The organism is Rhizobium sp. SVR5-2C, from assembly GCF_056755115.1.
The window spans coordinates 1-16,158 of the sequence record NZ_JBNDHT010000077.1 but is presented as its reverse complement, the minus strand read 5'-3'; the positions used below and the strand labels follow the sequence as shown (position 1 = coordinate 16,158).

Here is a 16,158-nt window from a genome sequence, read left to right as displayed (position 1 = left end):
CCCGTGAATAGGGCGCTCCGGCAGGCAGCCGGATGCGGGATGGTGCAAATGGCCGGGTTGCGCGCTGAGCGGAGATGATCTCGCTCATATCCTTCGCTTATCGAGATAGAGCAGCGAAGTGCCCTTCTCGATGCGTTTCACTTGTCCCGCCCCGAAGCTCAGCCTGATTTTCTCCGGCCGGTATCAGCCAACGGCCGATGGTGTGCCGAAAAGGTCTTAATGCTTTCTAGAAGTGCTAGCCTACTCGAGCCCAAGCTCAGACGGATCGGGCACGGTTTTGGCGAGAACGTCTTGGATGCTTTTCCTTTGTTTCACGGACATATTCGGAGTGGTCGCCAATGAGTCGGAGATGACAGAATTGAGCCGCCGCGCGGTTGCGAGCAATCGTTCGTCGGACTTCGAAAGTCCGGAAGCTACGGTTTCGCGCGCCTGTCTGCGCGGCTCAAGTTGTCTTTCCGGCGCGTGAAGATGAGTGTTTGCCGCCGCACCCTCCTCGTTGAGCTCACGTCGATCCGACCCCGATAGACCGGATTCTAACTGGAGCGCCGACGATCCGTAGTCCGGTAAAGTTGGGGGCACAGGCAGATTCAAGGCCATTTCCACTTCGGGAACCGAGACAGCGTTTTCATGCTTGCCCAGTACCGCAGACCTGAACGGTTCGGTGGCATAGTAGCGAAGTTTGTCTCCAAAAACCGGTCTCTGACCTTCAACCAAAAGGACCATCTTACCCTCTGGCATTTGACGGACCTCCTGCGGCATCATCAGGTCGCGCTCGCGGATCTGTTCTACCTTGGTGCGCCGCGGCAATCCGAGAAGCTCAAGCGTACGAGACTCCGATTGATATCGGATCGTCCGCTTGCCCAGGGCGCGCGAGGCGTAGTCCGCTGTGGCCTGGTCGTTCGCGCCGAGGATGAGCTGGAGGCCACAATTGCCGAGAAGGGAGTGCCGCGCCGTCTCACCATAGATTTCATCGATATTCTTGAGGTCCTGGATGATGAAAGCCAGCTTGATATTGTAGCCCGCCACATAAGGTAGCTTGTTCAGCACCTCGTCCATCTTCTTCAACTGCCGGAATTCGTCGAGAAGGAAATAAACGGGGACAGCCTTCGGATTGTGCTCACGCGTCAGAAGATCCATCACCTGCTGCACGAACAAGGTAAGCAGCGGCCGCAAGATCGTCATGTCAGTGATGTTCGGCGCAAGGTAGATTGTTACGGGCCGGCGCTGCAGTGACGCAAGATCCATGTCCGTTATGCTGGTCGCCGCGACGACACGTTCGTTTCTGAAAGGTGCGAGCGCCTTCTGGATGTCGAGCAGTGCAGAGCGCGCGGCCCGTTCGTTGAGAGCGATATAGGCATTGAAGCTGTCCGTCGTGAACCGAGACAGATCCGGCTCGTTTTCTTTGATCAGTTTCATCAATGCTTGAAGATCGACGCCCGAATTGAAGATCGCATTTACCTCGCCGAAATTGCGCCGGTTTTTATAGTGGGTGCTTTCCAGGACGTAGCTGATGACACCAGCGATCACTTGCTGCGCTGTACCTTGCCAGACGGCGTTCTCCGATCCAACAGTTTCGGGAATGAGGATTGCCGCCATGTTCTGGATGTCGATCGTGCGGCTGCCGCGATCCGTCCTCACAAAATCGAGCGGATTCCATCGGTGGGTTTTCGATGCTCCCGGCGAAAACAGGAAGACCTGATTGCCGCTTGCCCTTCGATAGCCGGCCGTCAGTTCGAAAATTTCGCCTTTCAGATCGGTGACGATCATCGACCCCTTAAACATCAGCGCGTTCGGGATGACGTAGCCGACGCCTTTCCCTGATCGCGTCGGGCCGATGATCAGGTGATGACGGTCATCGTTACGGCGAAGAAGCGTCCGGCCTGCGCGGCCGAAGATATGCCCCTCCTTGCGAAACCACCCGGCGCGCCGCAGCGACGCAACATCCTGGAACGCTGCGTCGCCGAGTGGGTTGGCCGGCCGGCGGCGCCCGAAAGCGGCAGCCGCTGTGCCTGCTGCCAGCGCAGGAAGTGCTGCGGCCAACCCTACGAGTTGCAGCGATCGGTTGTTGAAATAGGCAGCGAACTGGCGAAGGGGAGCTGCTGGGTCGATCGTCGTCATTAACCGAAGGATCCGACCGTCTTTCCATACGATCTGGAGAATGAGGCTGTAGCTCAGCATCCAGACCGCGACCGCGATCAGGGCGCAGAAAAACAGATAGAAGGCGAGGTAAGATCGGTTCATGCGGATTGCCGAGCATAATAGATTTCGGACACGCCGCGCCGGCCGCCGTCGCGGCGCAGCTGGATGACGATCGGGATGACCATGCGGATGTAGGACATCAGGTCCTGCTTGGAATAGCCTGATGACATGCCGGCTTGCATCATCATCATGGCGAGCTGCTCGTAGGCACCCATTGGTGTATCGGCATGCACGGTCGACATGCTGCCTGGATGACCCGTGTTAATGGCACGCAGGAAGGCGAACGCCTCGGCGCCGCGGATCTCACCGACGAACAGCCGGTCAGGCCGCATGCGCAGTGATGCCTCGAGCAGCGATTGGATCGTCACATGCGCCGTTCCCTGGTCTCCGCGTGAGGCAAGCAAATGGACGCTATTGCGATGGGTTGGAAACAGCTCGCGCGTGTCTTCGAGTGTCAGAATGCGCTCGTCTTCATCGACGCTTTTGAGGCAGGCGTTTAAGAATGTCGTCTTCCCCGTCGATGTGCCGCCGCTGATCAGGAGCGAGAGGCGCTTGTGGATTGCGGTTTCGATGAAGTCGTGGATGCGGCCGGCCTCCAGCAGCGCTATCAGGCTTGTCTCTGTTTCGCTTAATCCGCTCACAGTCACGGACACGTTGTCCAACCCGCCGCTGTCGCGGTATTGGGCTAAGGTGAAATCATTGACGACCTGCTTTCGAATGGAGATCGAGCCGCCGTCGGGTGCAGCTGGCGGCAAGACAATCTGAATTCGTTCGCCGGTGGGCAGGGCAGCGCTTAACATCGGATTGATACGGCTGATGAATTGATTACTGGCAGCAGCCACCCGCTCGCCGATATGCTCTATCTCTTTGCTCGTAAGCTCCGGGATTGCATGAAACTCCATTACGGAGGCGCCAAGACGCTCGACAAACACTTCGCCCGGACGGTTCACGGAAATTTCGATGACGCGCGGATCCGCGAGGAATTCCGCCAGCGGCGAGAGCGCCCGTCGCAGGAAATAATACGGGTCGCTACCGGGAACGGCCTTGATCGAGGCCTCGCTCATGCTTGATCTCCTTCAGTGCCTCCTCGACCGGGTCCGGATACATCCCGGAGAAGTCGAGATCCTGGCGGACATAAACAAAGATGCGTTCGCCCTGCGGGACGCTGATTGTCGGGGGAATACGAAGGTTTTCTGCCATCGCCTGATTGGCCATATCGGAAAACGTTTCGGCGAGCGTTTCCCGAGCGAGTTCGGCGGCCCGATCGGAGTCGGATTCGCCGTTGCCGCTGCCCGAGCTGTATTGGTTGCTGCCATAACCGGTCAGATAGGAGGAGCCCGCACCGACTATGGAGAGCAGGATGGCTGACCCGAACCGCTCGCGCCACTTGTTATCGACGGTGCCTGTGAGGCCGGAGCGCCCCAGGCTATCAGTGCCGATGCTGTTCAGCCGCACGGAGATGCCGTCGTCCCGCAGCAGGCGGGTCCAGATCACGAAAATCCGTTTCTGTCCCCGAGTGACGTCGGATTGATATTCGCCGATCACCCGCGTGCCGGTCGGGATGAGGACGCGGCGCCCGTCAAACGAATAGACGTCCTCGGACGTGATGGCGCGGATCTGGCCCGGCAGATCGCTGTTCATCGCAGTTTCAAGGATGCCCGGGATCAAGGTGCCCTCCGGGACCATCGCATCGATACGGTCGATCTGCCGAGCTTTGGCCGATCGGTCGCCAATTGTTGAAGCGGTCGCCAAAAATTTGCTGTTGCGATCTCCGCCAGCAACTGCCGGTCCGTCGGAGGCGCCATTGCCACTCAGCGAAGTCGCATCGCTACCCGTTTCGGCGCTATCGACGACGATCTGCTTTGACCGGTACCGTTCAGGAAATGCCTCTGGTTGCGGGCTGGCGTTGGGGGCCGGTTGAGTGATCACCGGCGGGGGCGGCACGGTGAATTCAGTCGTGTCCGGAGACGGCGCTGGTTTCTCCTGAGGCGGTTCTGGGATCTGCATAATGTTCTCCGCCGGCTTAGGTCCGGGCTTCTGCTCCTCGCGCAAGAACGACGGAGGCCTGAAGGTTGTCGTCGAGAACTCCTCGTCGCCGTGCATACCATCACGTGTCGGTTTTTGTGGTGCGAGGACCACGACGTAAGCGAGGGCAGCGCCGCCGAGCAGCAGGGCAGCCCCGCCAAGCACTTGCTTTCGACGAGCCCGCTTGTCGCGTACCTCGGTTTGATCGGCCGCGAGCATGGCTTCGAGCTCTGGGGAACGCTGCATCAGTTGCCGCTCCTTCTGCGGATCGTGGCTTGGTCATCAGGGGAGGGACCAAGCACTGCAGGGTCCGGCTGACCGAAATCCGGTTTTCTCAGATTGAATATGCAGGTCCACTGATTACCATCGCGCAGCGTATACTGCGTCCCTGTGCCATCCACGACGATATACTCTCCCTCGCGCCGAAAGTTGCGGAGGGTCTCGGTGAAGTCGCCATTTACAGCGAAGATCGCCGGCACTTTTGGACCAAACTTGAAAAAGGTCTTCTTCCCGTCATCGAAAACCATCAATGGCTTCAGTCCAGGATCGCCCGAAAAGGAGTAGTCGATGTTGACGTTTGCCTTGTCGATCCCAGAGATGTTCGGGTAACCGGCCCGTGCCTCTGCTTCCTTCCTCAACGATGCGTTCAAATCCTTGTCCGGATAGGTGAAGCGGATTCCAAAGACCTTCTTGTTGTCTTCCGGGGCATAATCGTCGAGTTCGAGATAGTAGATGCGCTTCGTTGTCACGACGTTCATATTGGTTGCGACGTTCTTTGCCTTCGGCTTGACGAACAGGATATTTCCCTTGTCCGTCGGTACGACGTCCCAACTGTCGGTATCTCCAACCGCGATTGTCGCGAATTTCTCGTCTTCATCGAAGATGATCATCGTCGAGATGCCGTAGGTGGCGAACACTCGCACGACGTTGTTGGGCTGGTAGACGACGCTCGTCACGCGCGCGTCCAGTCGTCCGGCAGACGGTGTTTCGGCGGCTGTGGCCGGGAATGCATGCGTCAGCGCCGCCAGCGCCAGGAAGATTGGATGGCGGGTCACGGATTGTTCTCCGTGACCGTTTCCTGGTCCCGGCGGTATTCGTAGACTTGGAAGCCCAACGGGTTTTCGAACCGCCACTCGTTTGTTGCCGGCGTGTCGGTGTAGCGATAACGGACGATCGCGATCCAATGTCGCGCGATCGCGTCGGTGTCGGAGACTTCGCTTGTCGCGAAGCGGACGATGCCAGTCGAAGTGTTGGGGAATGTCACCGAAGCGATTTCGGTTGTCACCTTTTTGGCCGTACCATAGATCTTCGCCGGGTTCTTGGCATTGGCTACGCTGTAGAGGTCCTGCAGTTCGCGTGCGGCGTTGCCGGTGGACAGCAGTGCGGCGATCCCAAAGTTCTGTTCGATCGCGTATGGATCGTAGCCCTCGCGGGACCTGATGTAGCGAACGATGTTGGCCTGGGTGATGGCCTGTTGCTCGGTGAGGTTGGCGGCCCGCGTCAAGCCACTCTTCACCTCGAGATAGCCCGTGTTTTTGTCGACCTCGACAATGTAGGGCTCGAAACTTTTAAGAGGCACGAGCATGACGAGTGCCAGCAGGCTGAGCAACGTGATGCCGCCAAATATCGTCGTAACGAACCACGCAAGCGTTCGAGACCGCTTCGCCTTCTTGACGATTTCCTGCTCCCAGATGTCACCGCTCTGGTAATAGGTATGCAGATCGAGTTCTTTTATGTCAGCCATCGTCTTCGTTCCTGGTCGTCAGCTTGGGAGGCCTTGGCGGGAAATTTTCGTTTGCATGGACGAGCGTATGCCGGAAGCGTCGTCATCTCCTCCGTCGCCGCCCCTGAAACGGCTTGAAAGAGACCGACCGGCCCGATAGGCGCCTCGGCTGGTGCGTGAACCGCTCCTGGTGACGGCGACCGGATAACGGATGCCGAGTCGGCGAGTGATCCCGGCCGCCGCGTTTCCGACGCCGACGGCAATGCCGCCTGCAATCCCTTGGCCGATCGACTGGATGTAGAGCATCACGAATCCGCCCGCGATGCAGAGAAGCAGGAAGCCGGCGATGTCTGCCAGCGTCAGTGTCCGCGATCCACTGGCCGCGTCGATCTTGGTGAGTTCAGGGTTCATCGCAGCAATGAGAAACGCAGCGATGACGTAGATGAACAGGGGGATGAGTGCGTAGGTCAGCACCTGGTTGAACCAGCCCATGCCGTAGCCCCGCGTGCGATCGAACAGCATGCAGGCGATGAAGATCGGGGCGGTGCCGATCAGCACCCAGAGCATCACCTTGGCAAGGATGAGAATGGCGAGGGCGATGGCGATGAAGACCCCGGCACCCACCATGATCAGGATGCCGATCATGCTGGGTAGGATCGAAAAATAACCCGACTGCTCCGCAAAGGCCGATGCCGCCTCATTGGCTGTCTTCCAGATCTGCGACAAGCCGTTCGTCGGCTCGCGGATCCCCGTACCCGCGGCAGCCAGGATGGCGCGGCCGACATCTTCCGGCGTGTCGTTGAGCCAATGGTAGAAGAGATTGTTAAAGTTGGCCCAGGAACTGATCAATGCGAGAATGATCATCATCCTGACGGTCCGGCCGACGACCTCGCCAACGGAAAGACGTGATGTGCCCGTCACCAGCTGCAGGCCATACCAGGCAACGTAGACCATGAGCATGACCCTCAGGAGCGGCATCAGCTCGTTGCCGACCACCGTGTAAGCCTGCTCAGAAAAGCTTGAGCCAGAGTCTTCGATGCGCTGCAGGAGATCGCCAAGAAAGTCTTGCATCACCGAAATCCTTATTGCCCGCCAGGCTCGACGATGCCGAGCGCGGCAAAGGCGGCGGCTGGGTCATTGACGCGGTACATGGCGCCGCAGTCCTCTCTCGTATCGGGGGCGAATGACGTGAGGTTGGCGGGCCTTTTGCATGGCGCCGTCTTCTCCTTCACCGTGCCGCACCCTGACAGCAAAACCAGGCCCGCGACGGCAAGCCCAACCATTTTCGCTAATGTCATGCTAATTGCCGTAGGCCAGCGTCTTCTTGGTGTTCGAAATATCCGTGAGCCGGCGCTGGTTTTCGGCCTGCAGCGACGTCACGGCTCCATTCATCACCCCGATCATCTCGTTCAGGGTCAGCCCGGATTGCACCTGCAACTGGGTGTTCTGATCAATCGATCCTTTGATGTCCTGGACGGTACCGATCTGCGCGCCGGCTTGCTCTAAGGCGTTGCGCCGCGTCTGGACGGCCTGTTGCGAGCCGTTGATCATGGCTGAGACGCCGAGCACGGTGTTCACCAATTGCTCATAGGATTTGTCGCCTGAGAAACTGCTATCTTCTTTTCCTGAGAGGCTCTTCACCAGTTGCAGGCCGTTGATGAACACGGTGGCCGCTTTGGCGATGTCACCGCTCATCGATCCGAAGTTCGGCACGCCTTCCTTCAGGATGCTGTCGAAGGATGGGACCGCCGAAACGCTGAAGCCGTTGCCGATCGCCAGATCCTTCAAAGGCGCTGCCGCGCTGCCCCGATCGCCGGTCACGGCTTTTAGCGTGTCCTCAACTGTCGTCAGAATATTCTTGTTGGTGTCGAGGATCTTGTCCGTCGTCTCCGCTGTCTGTTTGGCGACCTGATAGTTGGTCTTGTCGATAACGGGCACGTCGGCGAGGGCTGCCGATGCCAAGGAAAGCACGCCGGAAATGGTCATCACCTCAAGTCTCATTGTCTTCTCCCATCATTGCGGTTGCAGCAGGAGCTGCACCTGGTCCACGTCGGCGCGTTTCTCGATGCACGCCTTGTCTTCATCGCTCCACACGAGGGTTTGCCGCGGATCGCACAAGCCGGCCGTGTCGCGCGGTGGCGCGTCACGGCCCTGGCTGCTCATCGACTGTGAGGAGCCGGAGAGGTTGGCCGATGAAACGGCGTTGCGCGAATTGATGAGGTCAGCCATCGCGGTCGTCAGCTTGATGACGTTGTTCATCATTTCGAGATTGGCATTGCGCGCCGTCGAATTGTGATCCCAGCTGTCCTGGACGGTTCCAGTCTGCATCGCACCCAGCTGCTGGTACCAACTCACCACGTTGCCGAGGCTGGCAGACGTCGAGGCGCTGGTGCCCATGGCGTTCAGCGTCGAGGAGCGCATGCCGGTGTAGGCTGTTTCTCCGCCCCCAAAATTGAGGGGTATTGCAGACTTGTCGGAGCCACCAAACGCCGGGAGCCAGCCCTGCGTGATTGCGGCGACATAACCCTGTGTCTCCTTGAAGGGAGGAATGCCGCCATATTTGCTGACATTGCCCGGCCCGGAATTGTAGGCCGCGAGAGCGAGGTTCACGTCACCGCCGAAATTGCGAAGTTGTTGCTTGTAATAGCGCGCGCCGCCGCGAAGGTTTTCCTCGATATTGTTCTCGTCAACACCGAGTTGCGCGGCGGTACCGGACATCAGCTGAGCGAGCCCGGTTGCGCCGGCTCCTGATTTGGCGCAAGGATTGAACCGGCTCTCCTGATAGACGAGGGCGAGAAACTGGTCCTCATCCACACCCTCCTCCCGGGCGACGCGGCGCACCAGACCGGAAATTTCCGGGTTGGCTTCGGCTGCACCGATCGGATCGTTGCGCCGGCCGGGCCGGTACATCGAGCAGGTGACCGAGGTGTGGATCGTATAGCGATCGTGATCGGTGTCTTCGAGATCACTCGTTGTCTTGTCGCGGTGCTCGCGCGGAATGAGGTTGGTGTCATCGATTGTCGGAACGTCGGCTCTCGCAAATCCTGGAATGACACACAGCCCGGCGGCCGTGAAAATGAGAATTGTACCAAGCGGCGACCTTTGTGCGGTGAGGGGTTTCATGGCTGATGCCCCCAGCCGCAGAACTCGGCCAGCCAAGCTTCCGGGTCGTCACCATGTTGATTGCGAAGGCGCTCGCATTCTTCGACGGTCTCTTTCCGCCCGGAGAGAACCTTGATCAGGTCAGGCATGGCGCTGAGATCGAGCCGGGCTATGACGCTGTCATTCCCGTGCTTGATCAAGAAGGATCGTTTCTCCGGCGGCGTGTTGCGGATGAAGCTGAATTCCTTGGCCGTCAGTCCGAAGCGATGGATGTAGCTCTCTTCGTCAGCCCGCGGATTGGGAAAGTGGATGTTGGTCGCGGACTGCTCAATCAGTGTACGCGCCGGCGGCGAGCGGACAATGTCGGCGGCCGACTGAGTACCGAAGCCGATAATGCCATTCAGCTTGCGGATCGTCTTCATCTTGTCGACGATGAAGTCGCTGAAGGTCTGGTCTTTCAGCAGACGCCAACCCTCATCCATGAAAATCATGACCGGGGTTCCGTCGAAGAGTTCGTCGAGGCGGTGATAGATGTACATCAATGCCGGCGTTCGGACTTCGTCATTGTCGAGGATGCTCGTCATGTCGAACCCGAAGACGCGCCTCTCGGAGAAAGAAAGGACATCGCGGCGGGCGTTGAAGAGCCAAGCCTTTTCGCCGTCGATCCATGGGCGAAGACGCGCGTGCAGATCGTTGGGGCCGGCGCGTGAACGTCCGGTCAGGAGACCGGCCAAGTTCGCAAGCGTTCGTTCGGCCTTGGGCTCGTGCATGAGGCGCACGATCGCGCGTTCGAGCGTGTCTTCTTCCTCCTGATCGAACGCGCCATCGCGGTCGTTGCGAAGCATTGCCTTGAGCAAGCGAAGAAGGAATTCCCGGTTTTTGCCGATATTCTCGATCTGCAAGGGGTTGAAGCCGGTTGGAGCACCTGGCGAGAGGATCACGTAGGACCCGTTCATCGCCCGCAGGAAGATTTCGGCGCCGCGGTCCTTGTCGAAGAAGACGGCGCGCGGCGATGGCCTCACCCTGAAAGCCTGTGCCAGCAGAAAGGTGAGGGCGACGGTCTTGCCCGACCCCGTCGGGCCGGTGACCAGGAAATGGCCGATATCGCGCTGGTGGAAGTTGAACCAATAGGGCGTCTGGCTACTTGTTTCCAGGATGGTGATGGGGCTTCCCCAATGCACCCCGTCCCTTTGGCCGGCCGCAAAATTGTGCATCGACGAGAGCCCGGAGAAATTGGCGCTCGACAGCATCGCCCGCCGGGCAATGTAAGCGTGATTGCCCGGCAGCTGAGCCCAGAAGGCCGCTTCCAGGTTCAGGTCCTCGCGCAGCCAGTTGATGTTCATGTCGGTGAGGCAGGCGCCTAGATCCGAGACCGCCTTGTTGACGCCATCTACGTCACGCGACAGGCAGAGAAGCGAAAGGTGATGGAAGCCGAAGACGGCTTCCTGGTTGAGCAGGCTATTCAGCGCGAAATCGATATCGTTTTCGACATCGCTGCCGGCCTCGTCGGATGCGCCGATCTGCCGCTTGAGCCGCGTGATGCGTTCCTGCGCAATGGGTTTGTCGGCCAGGGTGAAGGACTGGGTGAGAATAAACTCGTGGTTCACCTGCAGCAGGCCATCCAGCATGCCTGGACCTGTAAACGGCGGGTATTCCTTGATGGAGAGCATCGCGCCAAAGCGGTCATCCTCCTTCACCGGCCCCTGCGCCTGCATGGTGCGCCGTGCGAAATGGAGCCGCGACGTCCCGAGGAAATTGCCAAGGCCCATGCGTGGCAGACGCATCTTGCGGGGTACGCCACAGGTCAGAATTTCGTTCAAGAACGCCGATGGCTCCGAATAGGGCTCATTGTTCGCGCTCGAAATACCGAGGACCGCCGCCCCGTATTTGCTCAGGTCACGAACGATGTTGCCGACAAGCTCTTCAAGCTCACCAACCGCTTCGCGCAACTGATCCGCCTGCGTGTCACGGCCTGACGCTCGTCCAAGCAAACGGCGGGCGCGGTCACCGGCCCCCAGTGCCCCGCGCATGCCCGACCGCAGGACGGTCAGATAGAGATCGTTCGCGAACATGCGCTTGCCAGCGAGCGAAGCCGTGTAGCGCCGATCAAGCTCTTCGCAAAAGGGATCGTCGAACACGCCGTCGACGGAGGTATTGACCCGCCGGCGGATGACTGTCGACCACAGGGAAAAGCGGCTGGAGCCGAGCGACCGGATAAGGGTATTCTGCACCACAGAACGCATGTTGATCTCGGCCTGATCCTCGGTCTGAAAGAACAGGCCTTCCAATTTGATGACACTCATCAGAGCGCCGCCTTCGAGCTTGATGACGGTGTCAGCGACATGGCGGAGGTAAGGGATGTACTTGGCCATGGGACGCTCGCGATGGAGGACGGTTCCGAAGCCGAGCTCTTCTCGGATGATGCTCAGCATGGTCATGGCCCGTAGGAATTTGCACCCCAGAACGTCTTGTTCGGCGTCCTGGGCGTAAGCCGCGTGGAAACCTGCAACACATCGAGGACGCGCGCGTCCCAGCTGCAGAGCGTGAAAAGAACGGCATAAGCAAACGGCGCCGTCAGCAGCGCCCACAGCTCGTTGGTTGCCAGCCAGGCGATGATCGTCAGGCCGATGACAATCACCACGGCCATGTAGGGCACGCCCCAAAGCGTCGGCGAGCGGGTCAGCCCGATCACCAGGGGGGTCAGCTGGGGTTTGTCATCATCCATGGCTGCCAAGACCTAATTCCCGACCGTCGATATCAACTGGTCGACGATGGCCGGCGCGCCGAAGACCAGGCCGATGCCGAGGACGACAGCGCCGGCGGTGAACCAGCTGAGCCGCCCGGCGAAGGCTAGAAACCCAAGACCGATGACAGCGATGATGGCGACGAGGCGACCAAACGGACCGGTGATGAAATCGACGACCGCCTGAACGACCGTTTGCAGGGGAGCGAACGCCTGGTTGGTCGCCTGCGCCATGGCGAGGTCCGCCGTGGCGAACTGCAGCAGGGCGAGAGCACCCAGAACGGCTGCGCCGCGCGCCCAACTCTTTTGACGATGGCGCAGTACAACAAGCTTCATAGTCGACTCCTTTCGATTCAGAACTGCATGACCCCGCCGATGAACTTCGGCGTTCGTGCGCCGATGACGTCGCTCGCGATTGCATTGTCGCCGGCGTTTGTCTGATTGCGGCTGCGGCCTGTTCGCTTGACAGGAAAGCCAAGCCCGAGCTGGCGATTGATCACCGAGGCCACGTAGCGGATGGTCTCGGGATAGGCTGGCATGCCGCCGCTGTCGTAGACTGCTTGCTCGCCGGCGTTGTAGGCTGCGGCGGCGATGATCGGGCTTTTGAATTCGTCGAGAAGCGCGCGGAGATAGCGCATTCCGCCGTCGATATTGTCGGCGGGGTCGCAAACATTCGTCACGTTGAACCGCTTCGCAGTGACCGGCATCAACTGCATTGGCCCGCGCGCACCCATGGGGCTGTTGCGGACTCGGTCGAACCGGCTTTCGGTCCACGCGACGGCAAGCGCGAAGTCTGGATCCACACCGTACCTCCCGGCGCTTCCGACCACCAATGCCTTGATTTCTTCCAGTGACGCCGGCGAGGCGCCACAAGGCGGTGAAGAGGCCGAAGCCGATTCTTTATCGGCATGGACCATTTCGGTTCGAGTTTCCATCGGTTGCCTTGATCGTGCCGCGCTTGGTCGGTTCTGATTTGATGATGATGGATTCAAACTATTATAGTTCATGCCGTGGATAATGCCATTAAATGTCTCCACGGAAATAATCACGCCTGCACTGTTGATCTCGAACTCGGTCTCTCGTCGCGGCTCACTCCGTAAACGTGCGGATGCATTGGCGTGGATATGTCCATAAAACGAGTAATATCAAATTTATCATAGCTTTGAGCTTGTGCCGCAAGTGAATACAGGCACGCCGCCGTCGCAATCAAAGTTATCTGGTGCTTGCTGGCCATCAGACTACCCATGCGGTTTTCTGCGGCCAAACGATATCAAAAATTGCTTATTGTCAATTCGGAAAATGAACTGTTATAGTCTTGAATATCGAAAAAAGGCTAATCGGTGGTGTTGATAAGGACAGGGGGATGTCACGAACTCGTTTGGTCCGAAGAACGAAAGTCTCGATCGCGACACTGCTTGCGGTGGGGCCCGCGCTCGTGTCTGGTGCCCTTGCTGCCGGCCCTATCGATCCCGCCTACATCACGTCTCTTGCCGCGCCAGAAAAAACGGTGCTGGTCGTCGAGTATTACGGCGGGAGCAAGACGGTCGTATCTCGCAAGGGATATGCTTCAGCCAGTGGGTTTCATGCCAGTTCGCCGAACGACATCAGCGTCGACGGCAAGACCACCTTGCATCTCTACGGTCTGGAACCCTGCCAGGGAGAGATGGTCAACCGGAAGGAAAATTTCTCCGGGAGCTGCCAAGACTTCGGGCAGCAGCAGCTACAGATCCTTCTCAAATCTGCGATAGTCATCCTCTGCCGGGCATTTCTTTCCGAGGAGAATGCGGCAACACAGGACGTGACGTGCTTCGGCTACTACAATTTCCCAGGATCGCTCGACAGTATCGACAATTTCGAAGAGCAGTTGCTGTCGCTTGGTGCCGTCCGTTTAGCGAAAAAACCGGATGGGTCGCTGATGCGGCCGGACCTGGCGGAGGCTGAGAAGATCGGTCGCCAGGGATTCGGCATGTGGGCGGATCCGAGGACACAGCCATGATGCGAGAGGGGACCGTGGCACTCTTGATCATGCTATGCGTCGGCACTGCCTTGGCCGCTCCCGCTCGCGAAATTGAACTGCATCCCGGCGTGACATTGGTCACTGGAGATACCTGGATTGACGGAAAAAGTCGCTATCGGCTCTTCGGTGTCCAGTCGTGGATGCGCGGAACCTTTTTCACAAATGCTGCCGTTCTGCGTCTCGATTGTGGTGAGGCATCGATGGTGTTCCTTGCTGCCTTCATCAAGGATGCGGGCCTACGCTGCGCACCGGTGGCGACAACGCCCGAACTGTCCTACGTGGTTTGCTCGGCCGCCGTCGGCGATCAAAGGATAGATCTCGGAACAGCTCTGATCAGTCGTGGCTATGCCTTCGCAGCACTTGACCAGAACGGGCTGCCTGCCAACCCGGCTTATGCGGTTGCAGAGCAGAAGGCGAGAGAATCCAAGTCCGGCCTCTGGCGGCTTGCCGATGTTCAGCATCCGTCGCTTGCCCATGGAAGAGCCGCGACACGGGCGAGGGGGCCGTAGCTATGACCCTGCTGAAAGCGTCCGCTCTCTTGCTGGCATCCCTCATTCTCGGCACTGCTGCTGGGCGCAGCGCCGACCTTCCTGCCTCCCGGCCTGCCGTATTTCGCTCACCAGCACCATCTCCCGCCCCTTCCAGAATTGTCGGCAGGGTATCTGTCGTGGACGGCCGAACGCTTTGGTTCGCTCAGTACGGGTTCCAAGTCAGGCTCGTTGGCATCGACGTGTGCGAATTGCCGCAGTGGGCCTTTGATCCGGACACAGCATCCGCGATTGAGGGTCGGTTGAAGCCGGTGCCGTGTGGGTCATTCGCCAAAGCCTGGCTGAAGAGGGCGGTGCAGCACAAACGGGTCGAGTGCCGGGCCGAAGGCAGGGGCCGCTTCCTCGTTGGGCGCTGTTGCGTTGGTGGTCATGATCTGGCGCTCGAGCTTTTGAGGGTCGGTTGGGCAAGGAGCGTTCCCGACGTGATCCTCGACAGCGCGTACCTGGCAGCTGAAAAGCAGGCCATGGCCGTTCGTTACGGTATGTGGGCCACGTATGTCCTCGACATGAATGAGTGGCGCGCATGGGCCGTCGACCGCACGGCGAGCCGGCGACCCGTCGCGGATTACAATCTTCTGCGTGAACGGAGATTGGATATTTCTCCGCCATTCGCTGACGCAAGGCGCTTGCCGAGCCGCACCGATCGCTAACCCTCACCTGGGAGACCGAAGCCATGAAACACATTCTCCTTGCGATATTTGCCCTCCTGATCTCGATCTTTCCTCACATAGCACTGGCTGATGAATGGGGATGCGAAGTACTCCTCTGCGCCGCCTCATCCAATCCCTCCTGGCACGGTGTGCCGGGATGCCGTCCGCCAATGGATCGCCTGATCTCGGCGATGAAAAAGTCCGGCTTTTCCTGGCCGACATGCCCGGAGGGTGGTGCAGGAAAACCTGGTTTTGAGGCCTTTGCGGATTGCCCGGCTGGATGGTCGGCGACGGAAGGCGAAGCAAACGGCGGCTTTTCTCACTCTGAATTGTCGCGTTGCACGCGCACGGTGAAAGACTGCCGGGGAGGCCGGCGGCCGCCTGGCGGTTTCGCCGACAATGATCGTATCAAGGTGGAGCGCGATGGGATCACATGGGTCCATCGGGATGGCTGGAACTGCGAATACACCGAGTACATGGCCCGACCGCGTCGTGAACAGCCCTATTTCTTCGATATCCTCGACCAGTCGACTAAGGCAGCTACGCGCTTTTACTTCGATTTAAGGAATTAGATCGGAGCCAAAGACGAGAAGTAGCGAGGAGGTCGGGTTTCGGCCCAAACCGGACAATAAAATGTTGCATCTCGTTTCAAGACCATCTTCATCAATCCAGCGCATGTTGCGTCCAGACTTTGAACAACCATGGGGTGCGGTCTTGCGAGTCTTGATACGCTGCTTCTGGATTGTAATTGGTTATGGAGCCGCCGCCTTGACGGCTACCACTATCTGCATGATCGTCAGCCAGCTTCTAGCGGGTGTCTGGCCCAACGTGGCGGGTGACGGTAGATGACCCTGCGGTCGCGTCATGGCCTCGCGGGCCCATGACGGTCATCGCGACTAGGCGCAGCATTTCGCACCGGTCGCCGGTCCGCAGCAGGCGGCAACCTGGGCCTGTTCCGCCAACCACCGGTCACGCGGCTTGCAGCTTGCGGCACGCGGCGCAAGTTCGACATGCACCGCGCCGTCACAGACAACGGGGGTCGAAGCGCAATAAAGCTGCATTGGCTGCACGCCATCGCTCACTTCGAAGGTCAGTTTCGCTGAGCCGCCCAGCTGCACATGCTCAGAGACCTTGCGGATGATGGCGGCGAA

Annotated in this window: 17 protein-coding genes and 1 pseudogene; 4 read left to right on the top strand and 14 right to left on the bottom strand. The window is 59.2% G+C overall.

All coding sequences use genetic code 11. The annotated features are described in order from the left end of the window. Positions 1 to 240: 240 nt before the first annotated feature. Genes ACPYOI_RS21020 through ACPYOI_RS20960 form a run of 13 tightly spaced genes read right to left on the bottom strand, consistent with a single transcriptional unit; the run spans position 241 to position 12,595 of the window. A complete protein-coding gene (locus tag ACPYOI_RS21020) occupies positions 241 to 2,241 on the bottom strand; it encodes a type IV secretory system conjugative DNA transfer family protein (RefSeq protein WP_481416504.1) in 2,001 nt (666 codons plus the stop codon). Continuing rightward, positions 2,238 to 3,263 carry a P-type DNA transfer ATPase VirB11 gene (gene virB11, locus ACPYOI_RS21015; RefSeq protein ID WP_481416505.1) on the bottom strand — a complete coding sequence of 342 codons (1,026 nt, stop codon included), beginning with the start codon at positions 3,261 to 3,263 and terminating at the stop codon, positions 2,238 to 2,240. Before virB11 ends, ACPYOI_RS21020 begins: the two co-directional genes overlap by 4 nt. Next, positions 3,229 to 4,470: a type IV secretion system protein VirB10 gene (virB10, locus tag ACPYOI_RS21010; RefSeq protein WP_481423324.1), complete on the bottom strand. Its 1,242-nt coding sequence runs from the start codon at positions 4,468 to 4,470 to the stop codon at positions 3,229 to 3,231. Before virB10 ends, virB11 begins: the two co-directional genes overlap by 35 nt. Further along, positions 4,470 to 5,279, bottom strand: coding sequence for a TrbG/VirB9 family P-type conjugative transfer protein (locus tag ACPYOI_RS21005; protein ID WP_481416507.1), 810 nt, complete (start codon positions 5,277 to 5,279; stop codon positions 4,470 to 4,472). Before ACPYOI_RS21005 ends, virB10 begins: the two co-directional genes overlap by 1 nt. After that, the gene (locus ACPYOI_RS21000; RefSeq protein ID WP_481416508.1) at positions 5,276 to 5,968 is read right to left on the bottom strand and encodes a VirB8 family type IV secretion system protein; all 693 of its coding nucleotides are present in this window, start codon (positions 5,966 to 5,968) and stop codon (positions 5,276 to 5,278) included. Before ACPYOI_RS21000 ends, ACPYOI_RS21005 begins: the two co-directional genes overlap by 4 nt. 18 nt (positions 5,969 to 5,986) lie before the next feature. Continuing rightward, a complete protein-coding gene (locus ACPYOI_RS20995; RefSeq protein ID WP_481416509.1) occupies positions 5,987 to 7,018 on the bottom strand; it encodes a TrbL/VirB6 family protein in 1,032 nt (343 codons plus the stop codon). Between the two features lie 11 nt (positions 7,019 to 7,029). After that, positions 7,030 to 7,245: a hypothetical protein gene (locus ACPYOI_RS20990; RefSeq protein ID WP_481416510.1), complete on the bottom strand. Its 216-nt coding sequence runs from the start codon at positions 7,243 to 7,245 to the stop codon at positions 7,030 to 7,032. Between the two features lies 1 nt (position 7,246). After that, on the bottom strand, positions 7,247 to 7,948 hold the full coding sequence (locus tag ACPYOI_RS20985) for a type IV secretion system protein (RefSeq protein ID WP_481423323.1): 702 nt from the start codon (positions 7,946 to 7,948) through the stop codon (positions 7,247 to 7,249). Positions 7,949 to 7,960: 12 nt separating this feature from the next. Continuing rightward, a complete protein-coding gene (locus ACPYOI_RS20980; RefSeq protein WP_481423322.1) occupies positions 7,961 to 9,070 on the bottom strand; it encodes a lytic transglycosylase domain-containing protein in 1,110 nt (369 codons plus the stop codon). Continuing rightward, positions 9,067 to 11,481, bottom strand: coding sequence for a VirB4 family type IV secretion/conjugal transfer ATPase (locus ACPYOI_RS20975; RefSeq protein ID WP_481423321.1), 2,415 nt, complete (start codon positions 11,479 to 11,481; stop codon positions 9,067 to 9,069). The genes ACPYOI_RS20980 and ACPYOI_RS20975 overlap by 4 nt, the downstream gene beginning before the upstream one ends. Before the next feature lie 2 nt (positions 11,482 to 11,483). Beyond that, positions 11,484 to 11,774: a VirB3 family type IV secretion system protein gene (locus ACPYOI_RS20970; RefSeq protein ID WP_481423332.1), complete on the bottom strand. Its 291-nt coding sequence runs from the start codon at positions 11,772 to 11,774 to the stop codon at positions 11,484 to 11,486. 12 nt (positions 11,775 to 11,786) lie between these two features. Further along, positions 11,787 to 12,128, bottom strand: coding sequence for a TrbC/VirB2 family protein (locus ACPYOI_RS20965; RefSeq protein ID WP_481416514.1), 342 nt, complete (start codon positions 12,126 to 12,128; stop codon positions 11,787 to 11,789). Between the two features lie 17 nt (positions 12,129 to 12,145). Next, a complete protein-coding gene (locus tag ACPYOI_RS20960; protein WP_481423320.1) occupies positions 12,146 to 12,595 on the bottom strand; it encodes a lytic transglycosylase domain-containing protein in 450 nt (149 codons plus the stop codon). Between the two features lie 560 nt (positions 12,596 to 13,155). On the opposite strand from ACPYOI_RS20960, the gene ACPYOI_RS20955 reads away from it, so the two are divergent. The 4 genes from ACPYOI_RS20955 to ACPYOI_RS20940 all read left to right on the top strand — a co-directional run bounded on the left by ACPYOI_RS20955 (position 13,156) and on the right by ACPYOI_RS20940 (position 15,579). Further along, a complete protein-coding gene (locus ACPYOI_RS20955; protein ID WP_481423331.1) occupies positions 13,156 to 13,788 on the top strand; it encodes a hypothetical protein in 633 nt (210 codons plus the stop codon). A 14-nt stretch (positions 13,789 to 13,802) separates the two neighbouring features. Next, entirely contained in the window at positions 13,803 to 14,318 is a 516-nt protein-coding gene (locus ACPYOI_RS20950; RefSeq protein ID WP_481423319.1) for a thermonuclease family protein, read from the top strand. A gap of 2 nt (positions 14,319 to 14,320) precedes the next feature. Then, positions 14,321 to 15,007 carry a thermonuclease family protein gene (locus ACPYOI_RS20945; protein WP_481423318.1) on the top strand — a complete coding sequence of 229 codons (687 nt, stop codon included), beginning with the start codon at positions 14,321 to 14,323 and terminating at the stop codon, positions 15,005 to 15,007. 170 nt (positions 15,008 to 15,177) lie between these two features. Continuing rightward, complete coding sequence (locus ACPYOI_RS20940; RefSeq protein WP_481423317.1) at positions 15,178 to 15,579, top strand: hypothetical protein; 402 nt, start codon at positions 15,178 to 15,180, stop codon at positions 15,577 to 15,579. Positions 15,580 to 15,903: 324 nt separating this feature from the next. On the opposite strand, the pseudogene ACPYOI_RS20935 reads toward ACPYOI_RS20940, so the two are convergent. After that, positions 15,904 to 16,158, bottom strand: a pseudogene (locus ACPYOI_RS20935) (DUF6428 family protein); the annotation flags it as partial.